Annotated in this window: 14 protein-coding genes; 1 reads left to right on the top strand and 13 read right to left on the bottom strand. The window is 48.5% G+C overall.

What is annotated here, in order from left to right:
- Positions 1 to 25: 25 nt before the first annotated feature.
- Genes moaCB through moaA form a run of 8 tightly spaced genes read right to left on the bottom strand, consistent with a single transcriptional unit; the run spans position 26 to position 6,185 of the window.
- Positions 26 to 940, bottom strand: coding sequence for a bifunctional molybdenum cofactor biosynthesis protein MoaC/MoaB (moaCB, locus tag K7B07_RS20735; RefSeq protein WP_223712452.1), 915 nt, complete (start codon positions 938 to 940; stop codon positions 26 to 28).
- Between the two features lie 4 nt (positions 941 to 944).
- Positions 945 to 1,388 carry a molybdenum cofactor biosynthesis protein MoaE gene (locus K7B07_RS20730; RefSeq protein WP_223712451.1) on the bottom strand — a complete coding sequence of 148 codons (444 nt, stop codon included), beginning with the start codon at positions 1,386 to 1,388 and terminating at the stop codon, positions 945 to 947.
- Positions 1,381 to 2,502, bottom strand: a complete 1,122-nt coding sequence (locus tag K7B07_RS20725) for a HesA/MoeB/ThiF family protein (protein ID WP_223712450.1) — start codon at positions 2,500 to 2,502, stop codon at positions 1,381 to 1,383. The genes K7B07_RS20730 and K7B07_RS20725 overlap by 8 nt, the downstream gene beginning before the upstream one ends.
- 2 nt (positions 2,503 to 2,504) lie before the next feature.
- Positions 2,505 to 2,735: a MoaD/ThiS family protein gene (locus K7B07_RS20720; protein ID WP_223712449.1), complete on the bottom strand. Its 231-nt coding sequence runs from the start codon at positions 2,733 to 2,735 to the stop codon at positions 2,505 to 2,507.
- 3 nt (positions 2,736 to 2,738) lie between these two features.
- Positions 2,739 to 3,248, bottom strand: a complete 510-nt coding sequence (locus K7B07_RS20715; protein ID WP_223712448.1) for a molybdopterin-binding protein — start codon at positions 3,246 to 3,248, stop codon at positions 2,739 to 2,741.
- Between the two features lie 10 nt (positions 3,249 to 3,258).
- Positions 3,259 to 3,987 carry a sulfite exporter TauE/SafE family protein gene (locus K7B07_RS20710; protein WP_223712447.1) on the bottom strand — a complete coding sequence of 243 codons (729 nt, stop codon included), beginning with the start codon at positions 3,985 to 3,987 and terminating at the stop codon, positions 3,259 to 3,261.
- Between the two features lie 29 nt (positions 3,988 to 4,016).
- On the bottom strand, positions 4,017 to 5,198 hold the full coding sequence (locus K7B07_RS20705; RefSeq protein WP_223712446.1) for a molybdopterin molybdotransferase MoeA: 1,182 nt from the start codon (positions 5,196 to 5,198) through the stop codon (positions 4,017 to 4,019).
- Positions 5,199 to 5,207: 9 nt separating this feature from the next.
- Positions 5,208 to 6,185, bottom strand: a complete 978-nt coding sequence (gene moaA / locus K7B07_RS20700) for a GTP 3',8-cyclase MoaA (protein ID WP_223712445.1) — start codon at positions 6,183 to 6,185, stop codon at positions 5,208 to 5,210.
- A gap of 140 nt (positions 6,186 to 6,325) precedes the next feature.
- Between moaA and mobA the strand changes: the two genes are divergently transcribed.
- Positions 6,326 to 6,907 carry a molybdenum cofactor guanylyltransferase gene (mobA, locus tag K7B07_RS20695; protein ID WP_223712444.1) on the top strand — a complete coding sequence of 194 codons (582 nt, stop codon included), beginning with the start codon at positions 6,326 to 6,328 and terminating at the stop codon, positions 6,905 to 6,907.
- Here the strand turns inward: mobA and K7B07_RS20690 are convergent.
- The 5 genes from K7B07_RS20690 to K7B07_RS20670 form a co-directional block, all read right to left on the bottom strand.
- Positions 6,893 to 8,377: a rubredoxin gene (locus tag K7B07_RS20690; protein WP_223712443.1), complete on the bottom strand. Its 1,485-nt coding sequence runs from the start codon at positions 8,375 to 8,377 to the stop codon at positions 6,893 to 6,895. The two genes, mobA and K7B07_RS20690, sit on opposite strands and share 15 nt — an antisense overlap.
- Complete coding sequence (locus tag K7B07_RS20685) at positions 8,374 to 11,937, bottom strand: nitrate reductase (protein WP_223712442.1); 3,564 nt, start codon at positions 11,935 to 11,937, stop codon at positions 8,374 to 8,376. The genes K7B07_RS20690 and K7B07_RS20685 overlap by 4 nt, the downstream gene beginning before the upstream one ends.
- Before the next feature lie 13 nt (positions 11,938 to 11,950).
- Complete coding sequence (locus K7B07_RS20680) at positions 11,951 to 13,243, bottom strand: NarK family nitrate/nitrite MFS transporter (protein ID WP_223712441.1); 1,293 nt, start codon at positions 13,241 to 13,243, stop codon at positions 11,951 to 11,953.
- Positions 13,244 to 14,203: 960 nt separating this feature from the next.
- A complete protein-coding gene (locus K7B07_RS20675; protein WP_223712440.1) occupies positions 14,204 to 15,421 on the bottom strand; it encodes a Gfo/Idh/MocA family protein in 1,218 nt (405 codons plus the stop codon).
- Between the two features lie 9 nt (positions 15,422 to 15,430).
- Positions 15,431 to 16,969: a family 43 glycosylhydrolase gene (locus K7B07_RS20670; RefSeq protein ID WP_223712439.1), complete on the bottom strand. Its 1,539-nt coding sequence runs from the start codon at positions 16,967 to 16,969 to the stop codon at positions 15,431 to 15,433.
- Between the last annotated feature and the right edge of the window lie 14 nt (positions 16,970 to 16,983).

Here is a 16,983-nt window from a genome sequence, read left to right as displayed (position 1 = left end):
CCTGGCGCTGCGATACAACCCTCAATCATGGGTCGTGCCGGACGCCTTCTGCTACCTTGAAAAGATGCAGCACCTGCGGAAATAAAGCATCCATGGTTTCTGCAGCTCCTCTGGCAGAGCCGGGAAGCGTTAGTACCAGCGTATTACCGATAAATCCGGCAATCCCCCGTGAAAGCATGGCATAAGGAGTACGTTGCTGACCGTAGCTACGGGCCGCCTCCATTATGCCGGGGATGGATCTTGTCAACAGCGGGGCGATGGCTTCGGGCGTTACATCTCTTGGTGAAAGTCCTGTACCTCCTGTAAACAAGATCAACCGGTATCCGTTGCCGGTATAATTTTTCGCGCATTCCTGTATGTGATCAAAATCATCCGGGATGATCTCATAGTCAACCAGGCCGGTCTTCCACTGCTTCAATTTTTCCACGATTACTTTCCCGCTGCGGTCCTCTTTTTTACCAGCAAATACAGAATCGGAGCAAACGATTACTGCCGTTCGGATCGTTTCGCCGGCAGTATCGGCAAAGTCAGTTTTACCCCCCCTTTTTTCTTCAAGCCGGATTGAGCTGATACTAATTGCTTTGTCGATGGGCTTCAGCATATCGTACATCGTCAATGCCGTAATTGAAGCCCCGTGCATGGCCTCTACTTCTACGCCGGTTTTATAGATGGTGTGCACCTCCACCTGTATATGAATATCCAGTCCTGAGATCCGGTAACCTATCGCCGCGAATTCTACGGGCAAAGGATGGCAATCTGGAATGACGTCACTGGTCTTTTTTATGGCCAGTAATCCCGCTGCGCGGGAAAATTCAAATACATCCCCTTTCGGAACTGCCCTGTTCCGGATCGCCCGGATGGTTTCCTCACCGGAGACAGTAAGTATTGCAATGGCAACTGCTTTTCTGAACGTACCGGATTTTTGAATAATATCGATCATTTGATTATTGATTTTGCTTCCACTGATGTGTCTCATCCCCGAACCATTCTTTTCCCCATACAGGAAGTTCCTTCTTGATACGTTCCACCATTTCATTACAGGCCGCAATAGCCGGTGCGCGGTGCTTTGAAGATGTAAAAACAAATAAACAGATTTCGCCTGCGGCCACATAGCCCAGGCTGTGGCAGACATGCATACAGATAAGATCGTATTTCTTAAAAAGATCTTCCCTGATCACGTGAATGGTATTTAAAGCCAGTTCTTCGTAAGCGGTATATTCAATACCGGTCACTGTTTTCTGCCCGACCGCATCACTTCTCACCTGTCCCAGAAAAATACCGTGCGCGCCGATATTCTTCCGGGTGCTGTGTTTCCGGATGCTTTCGCCAATAAAAGATGCCGGGATGGCCCCTTCTGTGAAAATATTTTTAACAATATGTCTATCCATTGATATTATTTTCCGGTTCCTGAAGCCAGGCCAGGATACCTCCTTTCAGGCTTCTGATCCGGCAGGCTGTCCCAAATTTCCTTTTGAGCAGACCGACAGCCGCGGTGCTGCGCTGACCCGATTGACAAAACACGACAACTTCACCTGCTTCCCGTATCATTACCTTGTTAATGCGGGAGACCGGTACGGACTGGTATTGAAACGCGGTGACTACCGGCGTTTCGCCGGGTTCCCTTACATCGATCACCTGTACATTTTCTGTCGCTAAAAGCTGATCAAACTCGAAAGGCGTTATTTCCTGCAGAGCGGGACAGGTAGCTTCGTAATGCCGTTGCTGAAAAGCAGCCGCATCCCGGGGTACCAGGTTCCGGGGTGCCTGCAGCGGCTCTATTGCTATTTCATGAAACTGTTGACTGAGGAACTGATAATTCAATATACAGTTCACCGATAAAACACCGATACCCGTTATCCATTTTATCGCTTCCCCGGCCATCATACATCCGATCATTGCCGGAAGAACGCCCAATACACCGGCCTCGTTGCAATTCGGAACGGCAAAAGCATCCGGCGGTTCGGGAAAGAGGTCGCGGTAATTGGCGCTGCGCGTGCCGCCGGAGACAGGGACATTCCAGACCGCCATCTGACCTTCATACTCCGATACGGCACCATAGATAAGAGGTTTATCCAACAACACGCAGGCATCATTTACAAGATACCGGGTCTCAAAATTATCGGAGCCATCAATAACAATATCAAATCGGCTGAATATATCGAGTGTGTTCAGCGCCGTTAACCGCTCTTCAAACGGTATCACGTGAATCAGCGGGTTTAATTTTTTCAGCCGTTCCGCAGCACAGATCGCTTTAGATTTTCCAATATCCTCAAAGCCATACAACACCTGCCGGTGCAGATTAGACAGGGAAACAACATCGTCGTCCACAATACCTATGCAACCCGCGCCTGCAGCACACAGGTATTGCAGCACAGGGCATCCGAGCCCTCCGCCCCCCACCACCAGCACACGTGCATCACACAGCCGTTGCTGGGCTTTTTCCCCAAAACCTTTTAAGATCAGCTGACGCTGATACCGTTCGTATACATTATTCCCTGACATGTTTATCCTCCTGAATACGGCGGCAGTAATGCTACAATGCTTCCATCCTGCAGGGTAGCATTATCCCGAATAATTTTTTTGTTAACGGCAATAACATATTTAAACTTTTTCAATGCAGGATACACGATATATAATTTTTCTTTCAGTGTATCTGTATCCGGCACAAAGTCCATCCGATCCGTTGCGCCGGCGATTTCAGAAAGCGGACCAAAAAAAAGCAACTGTATGGCCATTGGTTATATATGTTTAATAATGATCTTTTTAAGCCCTTTAACATAGCGTCTTCCTGAAGCTCGGTCCGACGGAGAGATCAATGCGATCCGGTCATTCAGCCGTTCGGGATCCTGTCCATCGTGGCGAATAATGAGCAGCACCTGATCACCGGTTGCTGTATTGAAGAGCTCGTTCCAGGAGAACACAACAGAGTACCCGTCTGAAGCCACACAAACAATATAATACCGGCTCAGTTCCTTCGGGGAAGGGCTGGTGATCATCATTGTACTCAGGATCCTTTTAAGAGGAACACCTGCAACCTTGTACAATACGGATTTACGAACCATTAAATGATTGTACACGGGGATACTGTCAACAAAAGAGAGCGGATATTTTTTCAAATCTGCCAGGGCCAGCACCTGCGATTGTTGTATATCACCCGATACGATTATCCTATCCGTCGGGACGATCCGGCCCTGCGCGCTGCAGAGCAGCCCTGCACAAAAAAGAATAAACAGCAAATAATATTTCATAACCTGTTGCTTATACAAACACGAGTTTAAGTGCCGCTACCGTCAATGCGGCCGACAAAATATATTTTAAAGTGGCCTGACCGAATTTAAGAGCGCCAAAATAGGCGCCGCAAAGCCCTCCAGCAAGGGCCGCTGCAATATATCCGTACAGAGCCGGCGTAACAGGCAGGCCGATGGTCATTTGCCCCGCCAGCCCCGAAACGGAGTTCACGAAAATAAACAAGGCGCTGACCGCCGCTGCCTGCTTCATATCGGCCCATCGTAGTAATAACAATAATGGCGAAAGCAGGATACCGCCGCCGATGCCGATCAGTCCGGAGAAAAAACCTATGGCTGCGCCGATCAGCAGCGCTAACGGTGTGCTGGCCCTTTTTTGTGCTGTTATCTGCACATTGCTGAAACAAAGGAACCGGATCACTGATACGACCAGCAATATTCCCAGTATACGCTTATACATACCTGCATCGATGGTGATCCTCCCTCCCAGGAAGGCCAGCGGAAACGACGTAAGGATAAAAGGCAGGAACAGCTTCCATCTGAAATGGCCTCCCCGGTAATATTGTATGAAGGAAGTAAGCGATACAAAAAGATTCAATATCAAGGCAGTTGGTTTCATTGTTTCAGGTGCAGCCCCCGAAATTGCCATCAATGCCAGGTAGCCGCTGGCGCCGCCATGTCCCACTGAGGCATATAAGAACGCTATACCAAAAAGCAAAAAGTAAAAATATTCCGTATGCATATAATTTTCAATTTATACTATAGCCCCGTTCACGAGGGCAATAAATGAATCTCCACCGGCTCACCTTTTTCACATTCATACTGGTCGGCTCCCAACACAATAAGACAGTTAGCTGTTGCAAAAGAACGCATCCTATAAGATTCCTGTGCCTCCAGGGACAACACAGTATGGCCGTTATAATATCCTTTTAAAAACTGAGTAAACGGGTGTGATTTGCAAATGCGTTCCGTTGCAGGCACCCGGATACTGTTTAACGATAAGGGCCGGCCTGTCTGGCCGGCGATCGCCGGCAGTACGTACTCATAAAAACAGGTTAGTGCCGCAGCGGGATTACCCGGCAGGCCGAACACAAGCCGCTCTTCTTTTTTACCAAAGAACAACGGCTTTCCCGGGCGCTGTTTTACTTTATGAAACAGCGTGATAACGTTACAGCTTTCAGCAGCCCTCAGTACAAAATCAAAATCGCCCACGCTTACTCCTCCGGTCAGCAGCACCAGGTCACCTGCAGCCAGCGCAGCACGGAGCAGCGCAGTCACCTCATCCAGCGTGTCATCAGCAAACCGTACCACCACACTCCTGATGCCTGCTGCCAGCAACGCTGCCGTCAACGCATAACTATTGGATTCATAAACCTGCCCCGGCTTTAACGGCTGCCCCGGCGGACAAAGCTCTTTTCCTGTAGCGATAATGATAACAGCCGGGTCGGGATATACCGGTATTTTATGACATCCTGCGGTTGCCAGAAAACCGGTAGCAGCAGGTGTAAGCAACACTCCTTTTTCCAGAACCGGCTGTCCGGATTGTATTTCAGCACCCAAGAGTCTGATATTAGCTCCCGGCTTTAACTGCAGATCTTCAATCCTTAACCGGTTCGCGCTCCTTATTGTTTTTTCCTGTGCCACAACGGTGTCGGCCCCTTTTGGAACAGCGGCACCTGTAAAAATCCGCGATGCCTGCCCCTGTTGCAATACCAGGCCTCCACCGCTTCCGGCCTGCAGCGTAGCAATAACCGTCAACCCTTCTTCATTCAGATCCCGGTAAGCGAACGCATATCCGTCCATAGCAGCTTGAGGAAAGCCGGGACTGTTCACGGATGCATAGAGTGTTTCCCCCAATACCTTCCCGGAAGCGTCTTTAAGATCGACTGTGACCGGAGGCAGGCGCGTCGTGTTCAGATGAATCGTATTCTTTGCTTCATTAACAGAGATCATAGTAAAAATTTATCCGCCTATGGCGATCATGCTTCTGTTGTGTAATGTTTCCGTTTTTAACTGGTGAAAATCATCAAACTGCCCGCCTAATGCCTTTGCTTTCTTATAAATGGTTTGTTCAATGAGCGGCACAATGGCCTCCCCATTGCGCAAAGGCGTTAAAAGATCCGTTTCGGATTGTGAGAATAAACAATTTTTCAACTTTCCATCCGCTGTCAGCCGTATGCGGTTGCAATCTCCGCAGAACGGTGCACTCATCGTGGTAATTACCGAAAAACTGCCCATATGTCCTGACACCTGGTAAGTTTCGGCCGTCTCATGTTTCGCGCGGGGTATTTTATCAAATACGAACTGCTTTGCAACAGTACCCAGGATCTCTTTAGAGGTAAATACCTTATCCCCGCTCCAGCGGTTCCCGTCAAAAGGCATGAATTCGATAAAACGTACCTGCACCGGTTCATCTTTCGTCCATGCCACAAAATCATTTATCTCCCCGTCATTCATCCCCTTAATGATCACCACATTTATTTTCACCTTCATGCCCCTGTGCAGCATCAGCCGTATATTACTCATCACCCGGTCAAAGACGTTCCTGCGCGTGATCATCCGGAATTTGTCGGCATCCAGTGTATCCAGGCTGATGTTCAGCGATGTAACACCTGCCTGCGGCAACGTATCCGCAAAATGATCCAGCAAAACACCATTCGTGGTGAGTGTAAGCGTAGCCGGCAAATCTCCCAGTGCCTGAATGATCAGGCCCGCATCTTTCCGCACCAGCGGCTCACCACCGGTAAGCCGCACTTTGTTAACACCCAGCTGCACAAAGAGCTGTGCCAGATGAATCACTTCGCCGGTCTGCATGATATTCTGTGCCGGCACAAAACCATCATACCCGTCGGGCATGCAATACACACAACGGAAATTACAATGATCCGTCAGGGAAATACGCAGGTAATTATGCACCCGGTTATATTGATCAGTAAGCATGCTTTTTATTTGTCGGTTCTTAAATGTATTTACACGAGTGGCCGGTATTATTTTGCAGGTTTTTCTTTCACCTGTACAAGTGCGGCTCTTTGGTCATCTTGTATTAAATTTGATTCATACACCAATAAAATCAGGTTTAAATGCTCGGAATTGTTTTATGCGGCGGCAAAAGCACGCGCATGGGCAGCGATAAAGGACTGCTGCAACTAAAAGCCCAGACATGGGCAAAGACTGCCGCCGCCAAATTTGAAGTAGTGCAGCTACCCGTTCGCATATCTGTAAATACCCGGCAACAGCCGGCATATGCCCGGCTATTTGAGCCGGGGATCTTAATTACGGACGATAGCCACCTTCCTGTAAAAGGGCCGCTGCTGGGCCTGCTGAGCGCACATCTTCGTTACCCGGACCATGACCTTTTTGTGCTGGCTTGCGATATGCCTCTGATAGACCCTTCATTACTCAAAGAACTTTATCAGGCTTTTGATCCACAAAAAGCCGATGCATTTATTTTTACTAATTCCGGCGCACCGGAACCGCTTTGCAGCATTTACACTGCACCGGCCCTGGGCCGGATACTGAACAAGGCACAAAAAAATGAGCTCCCTAAGTTCAGTCTGAAATACGTGCTGGAACAATTAAACACCTCCGCAATCCCCATCCGGGAAGACCAGAAATCCTGTTTCCGGAATTTCAACATATACACAGAACTAAACAACCTGTAACCCCAATGCCAGTTTGCTGACCAAAGTAAAATCCGATGGGCCCGATTCGCACAACGGACAGACAAAGGCCTCTGGCAATGCTTCAACAGTTGCGGCAACATTTCCGTCCCCGGTCGCGCTGCATGGGACATCACATACGGTAAGACAGTTTTTACACTGATATACCCACTCTTCTTTTTGTTCATACACCTCTTTTATCACATCCGGGGGATGAGACAGCATATGATTACTCCTGTTGCTTTTGTAGAAATTTAAAACCGAAACACGCAATGCCCTTCCCAACAGGAATTTCGGCCGGTTACGGCTGAACACAAACCCTGTCCGCTTGTTAGGATTATACTCATGTGCGCAAAGAATATCAAAAAGATAAAACAGGGCTTTTCCTTTCACCGAAAGGACCGGCCTGCGTTTCACCAGTATGCTGCTGAATACCTCGCTCTTATTCCTGGTTTTGATCCCGATGCAAAGTCCGAAAGTGCGGGTATCGCGATCATTCAGCTCTTTTACAAGATATTGTTTTAATCTTGTGGCAGCCGGGTTGTTGTCCTCAACCTGAAAATTCAATTCATTGGCAGCATGACGCATATTCAACGCGTGCACATTCAATAAGCCTGTCCAGCAGTGTTTATCCTTTTCTTCAATACCTTTTACAATGATCGTTTTCCAGGGCGTGGCGCAAAGCTGGCCAACTTTTGTCTCCAGGCAGATCCGGCACAGGTCCTTTAAGAAAAGGATCGGGAATAATTCATCCCGGCGGTACACGCCCAGCCAGTATTTATTATTATGCCGGTGCAACCCTTCATAATAAGGCAGGTTAAACTGCGGCAATAAGGCCGGATGATCGCTTTTTCTGGTGATATACGCTTCTTTTTTTATCCGGTCAAAAAGTGCTTCCCCACTGGCGTTGGGCTGATCGTAAAACAACCCTCCGTTGTTTAGAATCTGCTCCTCCAGCTCTTTCGACAATGCCGCAATATCATTGGTATAGACCAGCTCATCCCATTCGTACACGATATTTGTTTTGGGGAACCGGACAAACAAATGCCAGAAATGCGGGGAAGCTGCGGCGGCCACCCAGTTGATGTTACCCGTTAATGACGGGGTAAAACTCTGATTGCTGTCGCAGATGTTCACCTTGAGCCGCGGAACATGATCCATCTCATCAAAAATATCTTTGTACACCCCTTCGCTCAGCCAGGTTTGGGAAATAAAAATATCTTCCGCAGGATAGGAACTGATAATATTCGGAAAATCGTCCCGGTCAACTTCATAAATAAAACCGGTACTGCTCAATTGATCCGCAAGCATGGTGATCTGCTTTTTGGAACCGCTGATCAGGAGTTGCTGGCGCAGCCCGAAGCGTACCTGCCCGATGCCCGCCCTCCCGGCAACAGAGAGGATCTCATACAGATCACCCGGCGAAATGATACCACCGCGAAAATTAATTTTTATAGTAGCTGATGCGCTCATATAAGCTGGGGAGCTGGCAATACCGGCTGTTCTTTTTTAATGTTGATCGTCTTTTCCAGTATTTGTTTTACCTCCGGCCGGCAACTGCCGCAGCCCATGCCTGCACCCGTAAGCTGACAAAGCTGGAGATGCTCTTTACACCCCTCTTTAATCTTATTCACCAGATTGCCTTCGCCTACATTATTGCAGCTGCAAACCAGTTTACCAAGCACAGGGTCCTGCAACTTTCCGGATCTTAACAGCTGCAACCGTTTTTCGCTAAGCTCCGTTTTACTTTCAATCAAAGAGCGGTATTCCAAAAACTCGTTCTTATCGCCAATTAGAATGGCCCCCACCAGGCGGTCATTATGAATAATGCATTTTTTATAATAACGTTTTGCCTTATCAATAAACACCACTTCCTCATAAGCCGGATCATCCGGGCATTCCACCATCCCCAGTGAGCACAGATCGGTTCCGTGCATTTTCAGGATATTCATCAGCAGCGAGCCGGAATAATATTTTGCGATATCCCCGTTGAGATACCTTGCCACTGTTTCCGCCTGCTGCTCGGCAGCTGCGGTAATGCCGTAAAGCATTCCTTTAAATTCGGCTATTTCACCAATGGCAAAAATGTCCGGGTCATTGGTCTGCAAATAATCATCCACGATAACACCCCTGCTGCATAAAAGTCCGCATGCCCTGGCCAGCTCAATATTAGGCTGTGTGCCGATAGCGAATACAATGGCCTGGCATGAAATGGAACGCCCGCTTTTTAAACGGACCCCTGAGAGGGTATTACTGCCGGTAAAGCGCTCTATCTCGTCATTGAAATACAGTTCAACACCCTTGTCGGCAAGCTCTTCCTGCAGCAACTGGCTTCCCAGGGCATCCAGCTGGCGGTCCATTAAACGGGAGGAACGATGCAGCAGGATTACCTCCGCAGCTGCTTCGCGAAGAGCGGCCGCCAGTTCTACACCCAACAGACCACCCCCCACAATGATCACTTTTCCCCCGGAAGGATTTATATGATCCTTAAATGCATCGGCATCCGTTCTGCTGCGCATGGTAAAAATACCTTTCATAGCGGGAGCATCTTTCAGCAATGCCGCACGGCTCCCGGTAGCCAGGATAAGTATATCGTAGCGATGCAGCTGCCCGTTATTGTCGGTGACCGTTTTGGCTTCCCGGTCGATGGCCGCAATACCTGTCCCCCGGTGTAGTTTAACGCGATGCGCTTCTTCCTCTTTACCGGTCATTTTAACCAGGTTGTTCCATTGAAGCGCACCGGTAATATAATCGGGAAGCAATACGCGGTTGTAGAAGGGATGATCTTCTTTGCTGAACACCTCAATATCATCTCCGGTGTTGAACTGGCGGTAACTTTTTACAAAACCGCAGGCGCCTGCACCTGCACCGATGACAATGATCTTTTGCTTTGGCTTCCGGTAACGGTATACTTCTACCGCCGAAAATTTAAAATCGGGTTCTTTGCTTTTCGGATCTACCAGGTTATTTGTAAGGTTATTGGCCCTGTTGTTGTCTTTGCCCCGTATTTTGCCCCAATGCATTGGCAAAAAAACAACCCCTTTTTTGATCGCACCGGATAAGCGTGCCTTTACGCGCACATCACCGCGCCGGCTGATTATGCATACCAGGTCATCTTCTTCTATGCCACGCTGTGCTGCATCTTCGGGATGTATTTCCAGAAACGATTCGGAAATATGCTGTTTCAGCTTGTTCACCTTTCCTGTTTTGCTCATGGTATGCCATTGATCGCGAACACGGCCGGTGGTAAGGATAAGCGGATAGTTTGCTGATGGCATTTCCGACCGGTTGTCATCCGGGAACGAATGGATCACTGCACGCCGGGAGGTTGTATAAAATCTGCGGTCTTCAAAAAGCCGCGGGGTGCCTTGTTTTCCGGCCGCCGCTGCATGTACCGCAGTAAAGGGCCATTGCACACTGCGACGCTCTTTCAGCAGCTCATAATTCAAGGCGCTGATATCGATATGTGTTCCGGCAGTGAGCGCAACATGCTCATCGAAGATAGCAGCTGCATTGTCAAAATCAAAACCGGAAAATCCCATTTTACGCGCGAACCGGCAAAGTATCATAGCATCGGGCAGGGCCTCGCCCGGTGCTTCCATGATCTTGTTCAGATAACTGATGCGCCGTTCTGCATTCGTCATGGTACCTTCCTTCTCTGCCCAGGCTGCGGCTGGAAAAACAACATCTGCATATTGCAGTACCTCCGGTTTATTACTGATCTCCTGTACTACCACAAACTTCGCCTTTTTCAATGCGGCCTCCGCCCTGCGTGCATCCGGCAAACTAACGAGGGGATTGGTACAAAGGATCCAGATCGCTTTCAGGCGCCCGTCTTCAAGTGCATCAAACATTTCTGTAGCAGTAAGACCGGGTTTTCCGGAAATAAATCCGGGCGGAATATCCCAGAAATCTTCTACCTCCCGCCGGTGCTGCGCATTGAGCAGGTCACGGTGGGCAGGCAGCAGGTTACTCAATCCACCCACTTCGCGCCCTCCCATGGCATTGGGCTGTCCGGTAAGAGACAAAGGGCCGGAGCCGGATTTACCGATATGTCCGGTGATAAGGTGGAGATTGATAAGCGACAGATTCTTGTTCACACCCACCACGCTCTGATTGAGCCCCATTGTCCACATCGACATGAACCCGCGGGCGTTACCGATATGATCGGCTACCTGGCGGATCGCCTCTTGTTCGATGCCGCAGATCTGCGCCGCTTCGGCTATGGTCCTTGAAAAGACCTGCTCGCGATACCGTTCGTATCCCTCCGTATGGTTACAGACAAACCCCTGATCGATGTATTCTTTTTCAATCAGTGCCCTCCCAAGGGCGTGATGCAGCACAATATCCGTTCCGGGATTGAGCTGCAAATGTACGTCAGCAATAGAACAGGTTTGCGTTTGCCGGGGATCACTGACAATGATCCTGAGTCCGGGGTTCTTTTGTTTTGCAGCTTCCACTCTCCGCCATAAAACGGGATGACACCACGCGGGATTAGCACCTGCTACAAAAATAACATCGGCCAGCTCCAAATCTTCATAGCTCACCGGTACACTGTCTTCTCCCAGGCTCATTTTATATCCTGCTACCGCGCTGCTCATACACAAACGGGAATTTGTATCGATATTATTACTGCCGATATACCCTTTTACCAGTTTGTTTACAATGTAATACTCTTCTGTCAGACACTGACCGGATGCATAAAACCCTACCGAGTCCGGTCCGTATTTATGGATAAGAGTCTTAAATACCGCAGCGGTGCGCTCCAGGGCCGTATCCCAGGAAACCCGCTGCCGCTGATGGCCGCGATTGTATCGTATTTCCGGATATAATAACCGGTCGCTGTAATCATTTACCGTATACTGGAGGTTCATCCCCTTGCTGCAAAGCAAGCCTTTATTCACCGGATAATCTTTGTCTCCCTCCACCTGCAACCGCCCCAGCTTATCCTTATGCATCACAATGCCACATCCCACGCCGCAGTAGCAACAGGTACTCGTATTATTTTTAGGAATATTGATGGGAGGACGCATAGCAAACCCGGACTTATGAAACAACAGGATTTAAATTGGTGGCAGCGGATTCAGCCGTTTTCTGCTTGGCAAAACGCGTAAACAGAATAATGAACGATGCTGCTACGACCATAAACCCGATATAGCTGAATGCTGCCGTATAACTGATGGTTTTGCTTTTGAACAGGAAGCCGAACAACATACCGCCGACATTGCCTCCTGCACCCACAATGCCGCTGATCAGGCCAACATTTTTTACATTGATAAAAGGCGTCATGGCATAAGTAGCGCCGTTCACCATTTTCAGAAAAAGGGCAAAACCAATCATCGAAAGGATGGCCAGGGGCAGTGAACCAGCTTTGGCAAATAACACAAGCCCTATCCCCTCAAGAAACAGCATCGCAGCTAAAAAAAGGCCCTTTCCTCTCATGCCGTACTTACGGCCTATTCTATCCGCAAAAAGGCCACCCAGGGCCCGGGCAAAAAGGTTCATCATGCCAAATATACCCGCCCAGAAGCCGGCTGCAGACTGACTCAGGTTAAAATGCTGCGTAAAATGAAGTGCCGCTACATTATCAAAAGTGATCTCCATCCCAAAGCCCATCGCATAAGCCAGGCTGAGTGCCCAGATACGCCCGTCTTTTAACGCGCTGTAGTCAGTTTTACTACGCGGCACCGGCTGCCCCCGCTGCATTTCATCATAGTTACCCGCCGGGGTATCACTGGTAAAACGATAATACAAAAATGCCGCGATCAGCATCAGAACGCCGGGCAGGATCATAGCATAACGCCAGGCTTCCTGTTTGGTATAGCCCAAACCCACAATGACCGCAAATACCAGCGGCATCACCATATTGGTTACCCCGCCGCCGAGATTGCCCCAGCCACCTGCCACGGCATTGGCAGTGCCCTTGATATTAGGAGCAAACATAACGGAAGTATGAAACTGGGTGATCACAAAAGAAGCGCCTATAATGCTGATCGCCAGACGGAACAGCAGGAAGGAAGTATAGTCTTTTGCCAGGCCCACGCACATAACCGGAATGGCCCCAAGCAGCAATAGTGCGGTATAAGTTTTGCGGGGCCCCCAGGTATCACAAAGTTTGCCAATGACCAGACGGGCTATAATGGTTCCGGACACAGAAGCGATAACAATATTGCCGATCTGCGATTTGGTTAAATGCAGATCTTCCTTAATGGTAGGCATTAGCGGGGCCAGCCCGAACCATCCAAAAAAGCAGATAAAGAACGTAAACCAGGTGATATGGAACGTGCGCATTTGCACACCTTTCACGGAAAAGATATTCAGTTTGGTAAGCGGGGTCATAATTTATTGCATTCAACGGTTGGTGAATAAAAGAGGGCTGCAGTTTTTAAAGGAGAACCGTATCGGACCAACCGCCGTTTTTGCCGTGAATAACCGGAACCGGCGCACTGCCCGTTGTTAAACAGACATCCTGGTTTGCCGGAAATGCTGCGCTTACTTACTTTTAAAATTTGCATTATAAAGCATTTTATTTAAAAATAATGGCAGCGAAAGTTAATTTATATTTATATATAATATATATTTTTCAAGATTAAATATCTATAAAATTCATATAAAATATAAAATAATATAGTAAATATAATATTTTTATTCATTTTTTAATTATAAAAAGCAAGTATATATTACATATATTTTTTTATAATTTATTATTTTCCGTTACTTAATAAGACATAACCCTCTCCTCCTGTATATTGTCATAAGAATAATTTCGGCTATACCTGTGTTGGAAACAGGGGCGTATAGCAAGCAACTTTCCTGCGTGGCCACTTCAGCTTTTTATCCATGCCGGGGATTGGCTTGAACCATGATCTTCAGAAGTATCTTAAAGAGGCAGCATCATTACAGCACAGCACCATGTAAAACAGGTAAGACGGATCACTCCTTCCGCCGCTGAAATTTGTCAGGCAGCCACTCCCGGGGCCATTTGCAATGCCGTTCATTGATCTCCACGGATGAAAACAGAATTATTCCCGCTCTCTTTACAATCCTGACGCTCGGGTTCTGAAGGTTCATACAATTAATGCTGCATCTTGGTTTGTAAGAATGAAAGAAGGCCTTGCAAACATTGGTTTATTTCCTTAAAAGCCGGTGGGTATTCAAAAAAAGATTGCCTGCAACAACAGGCAATACCTATTAATCATTTCCGCCTATCATTCTCTGTTTGTGCGGTCCTGTGCTTTTTGATAAGGCCTGAATGGTGTCAAAAAATGCGCTGCCCCGGTGAAGGCACTTTTATTTTCGTTAAGCGCCGGTTTTCAATAAGACGGCATCGGCATCTTTACCCCAGTGTATTACTTCCTGATTGTATAAGGCCTGGTTCGCCAGGTGCACGCATATAGCTGTTTTTGCTCCCGTATAAACATTGGAGTCCGGTAATTTCCCGGAGCTTACGGCCTTGTAAAAATCCATTAATGCATACCAGGTACCATCCTTTGTAGGTGCCGGCAAAATGGGTGTCCCCCCTTCTTTATTCCATGCAATTTTTGAAGCGCCTGTTACCCCATCCACCACTTCGTTTTTGGAAACAGCATTTTTTTCCGGCAGAAAAACGCCCCGGTCGGTTAATAAAGAAATAGTGCCTTGGGTCCCCTTTATCTTAAACAGGTACCCATCAGAAGCGTTACCACAGGTTGCTCCAAAATTACCGATGATCCCTTCCTCCGGATAGCGGAACATCACCTGCACATTATCAAAGGTTTCACGGCCGTCTTTAAAAATATCAATGCCGCCCGCTGCCTGAACAGAGCTGGGATGCGTATCGAAAGCCCAGTTAATAAAATCGATCTGATGCGACAGGAGTTCCGCCACCAATCCACCGGAATATGCTTTGTACATCCGCCAGTTGATCTGACGCTCCAAAGAGGGATCAGGCACCGGCCGGCGCCAGTTTCCGTTCCTGTCCCACCGGCAGTCTATCTGGTTTACCCTGCCCAGTACTCCTTTACCGATCATCTCTTTTACTTTGTAGTAAAGCGGCGAATAGCGGTACTGGTGGCCGATTTGCACCACCTGCCGGGGCCGCTGTTTAGCTAATTCCACAAGCTGCAACGCCTGGGACATATCAAAGGTCATCGTTTTTTCGAGGTACAGGTGTTTGCCTGCCTGTAAACTGTCTGCCGCAACCGGATAGTGCAGATAAAGCGGCACAGCTATTACTACTGCGTCCACATTGTTATCTTCCAGCAGTTCCCGGTAATTTTTATATGCCCGGAATGTGCCGGTCTTTAACAGGCTGCGGGCACCCTCCAGCCGGAAATCAAGTATATCACATATTGCTGTAATGCGGAACTGATCCTTTAGTCCCTGGATGACGTGCATCATCCCCCTGCCCCTGTCGCCACAGCCGATAATGCCTATTTTTATAACAGCCCTCCGATTGCCGGCAAAAACATCCACATCACCAACCAGGGCGCTACCGGTCAACAAGCCTGCACCTTTTAAAAACGTCCTCCTTTTCATATAAACTCATTAATCTTTAAACCTGAAGGTTGACACTTCTGCCAGGCCCGGCTGTTTCTGACTGTCGTAGCCGGATTTTGGAACCAGCTTGAAGTAGCGGAATTGTTTGCGTTGCGGCAGATCAATAAACTGCCGCAGCAGGTTAACATCATTAAGCGTAAACAGCCCCAGGCTTTCCCAGTCGTTGTTGTCATTGCTAACGAGCAGCTCCAGTTCTTTTATTTTGCGGTCCCCGTCTTTCTGCGAAATGATAAACCCGTCCACGGCAGCGGTTTCTCCCATATCCACGGTTACCCAGTGATCGGGGTAATCCGTCGGATCCGCAGAATAGCGGGTGATCCATATCGTGGTCAGGTTATTGTCGATAATAGAAGGTGCGAGGCGGCCGTTAACGGGTTCTTCCGAGCTGACGCCGGCAATAGACCACTTGGCCTTGGAATGGATATAGCGCCACGGCTCTCCGGATGGCCGCTTTTGCAGCGTTGTCATACTTGTGGGAAGACCAAAATTGGGCGATCCGTCCGGGTTCCAGGTAAACCGCTGTATGCGCGGGCTGCGCCCGCCGGAAGCACCCTGATTGGCAACCGAACGCGCATGGTAGATGATCCAGTCTTCTTTACCGTCGGGCGATTTGAAAAAGCCGTTATGTCCCGGTCCGAAAACACCGCCTTCGGATCTCATGGAAAAAACAGGGTGTACTTTTTTTGACCAGTCCCCCGGGTTCATGGGATCACCATCCTCCTGCAATGTAAGCTGTCCGAGGCAATAGCCGTCCGACCAGTAACCGCTACCCGAATATATGAGGTATACGCGCCCCTGCGGGTTGATGAGTACCTGTGGTCCTTCATTGATGGGGTTGCCGTTTTTTTCCCATGCAAAATCGGGAGTTGAAATCATTACTTTTTCTCCGGCAATTGTCCAGGGATTGCTCATTTTTGCAATATAGATATTCTGTGGTGCCGCACCGGCATTTCCTCCGGACCAAATCATGTATCGTTGGCCCTGGTAATTGAGCAGCGTACCATCGATGGCCCACATATCGGTCGGATCAGACAGTTTTCCCTTAAATTCCCAATTGCCTTCCACCGGAGTTGCCGAAGTATTCTCCAGCACATACATGCGGTGATTGGCGTTGTCGCCGTCATCGGCTGCAAAGTAAAAATACCATTTGCCGTCGATCTCATGCAGCTCGGGGGCCCAGATATTTTTTGAGTACGACGTTCCGGCAGGCGGCGTCCATACCTCATACCTGCGCGCTGATGCCAGCTCCGATAAATTTTTAGTTTCCAGGATCACCAGTTTACTCCCCTGCGTGTATGTATAGTAGTAGGTGCCGTTTTTTTGTACCACCCAGGGATCGGGGCCGCCCGGCATCACCGGATTGCTGAACGTGCTGTCCAGGGTAAAATCCGACCACTCCCCTTTAGGCGCTTCCGGCTCCTGGGGCTTTTCGGGAATGGGGTCGTAATAAGGTTCTTTTGTTTTCTGGCAGGCGTTCGATAGTACTAAACAACCAAGCACATATACCATTATTATTGATCGTTTCATTTATGTATTTTTTC

Origin of the sequence: Niabella beijingensis, assembly GCF_020034665.1 — a bacterium.
In the GTDB taxonomy this organism is placed as follows: Bacteria; Bacteroidota; Bacteroidia; order Chitinophagales; family Chitinophagaceae; genus Niabella; species Niabella beijingensis.
This window is presented reverse-complemented; position numbering and strand designations above follow the sequence as displayed.

What these genes read in the sequence shown, in the direction of transcription:
- moaCB (WP_223712452.1), bottom strand. Translation starts at nt 940, where the DNA reads ATGATCGATATTATTCAAAAATCCGGTACGTTCAGAAAAGCAGTTGCC.
- K7B07_RS20730 (WP_223712451.1), bottom strand. Translation starts at nt 1,388, where the DNA reads ATGGATAGACATATTGTTAAAAATATTTTCACAGAAGGGGCCATCCCG.
- K7B07_RS20725 (WP_223712450.1), bottom strand. Translation starts at nt 2,502, where the DNA reads ATGTCAGGGAATAATGTATACGAACGGTATCAGCGTCAGCTGATCTTA.
- K7B07_RS20720 (WP_223712449.1), bottom strand. Translation starts at nt 2,735, where the DNA reads ATGGCCATACAGTTGCTTTTTTTTGGTCCGCTTTCTGAAATCGCCGGC.
- K7B07_RS20715 (WP_223712448.1), bottom strand. Translation starts at nt 3,248, where the DNA reads ATGAAATATTATTTGCTGTTTATTCTTTTTTGTGCAGGGCTGCTCTGC.
- K7B07_RS20710 (WP_223712447.1), bottom strand. Translation starts at nt 3,987, where the DNA reads ATGCATACGGAATATTTTTACTTTTTGCTTTTTGGTATAGCGTTCTTA.
- K7B07_RS20705 (WP_223712446.1), bottom strand. Translation starts at nt 5,198, where the DNA reads ATGATCTCTGTTAATGAAGCAAAGAATACGATTCATCTGAACACGACG.
- moaA (WP_223712445.1), bottom strand. Translation starts at nt 6,185, where the DNA reads ATGCTTACTGATCAATATAACCGGGTGCATAATTACCTGCGTATTTCC.
- mobA (WP_223712444.1), top strand. Translation starts at nt 6,326, where the DNA reads ATGCTCGGAATTGTTTTATGCGGCGGCAAAAGCACGCGCATGGGCAGC.
- K7B07_RS20690 (WP_223712443.1), bottom strand. Translation starts at nt 8,377, where the DNA reads ATGAGCGCATCAGCTACTATAAAAATTAATTTTCGCGGTGGTATCATT.
- K7B07_RS20685 (WP_223712442.1), bottom strand. Translation starts at nt 11,937, where the DNA reads ATGCGTCCTCCCATCAATATTCCTAAAAATAATACGAGTACCTGTTGC.
- K7B07_RS20680 (WP_223712441.1), bottom strand. Translation starts at nt 13,243, where the DNA reads ATGACCCCGCTTACCAAACTGAATATCTTTTCCGTGAAAGGTGTGCAA.
- K7B07_RS20675 (WP_223712440.1), bottom strand. Translation starts at nt 15,421, where the DNA reads ATGAAAAGGAGGACGTTTTTAAAAGGTGCAGGCTTGTTGACCGGTAGC.
- K7B07_RS20670 (WP_223712439.1), bottom strand. Translation starts at nt 16,969, where the DNA reads ATGAAACGATCAATAATAATGGTATATGTGCTTGGTTGTTTAGTACTA.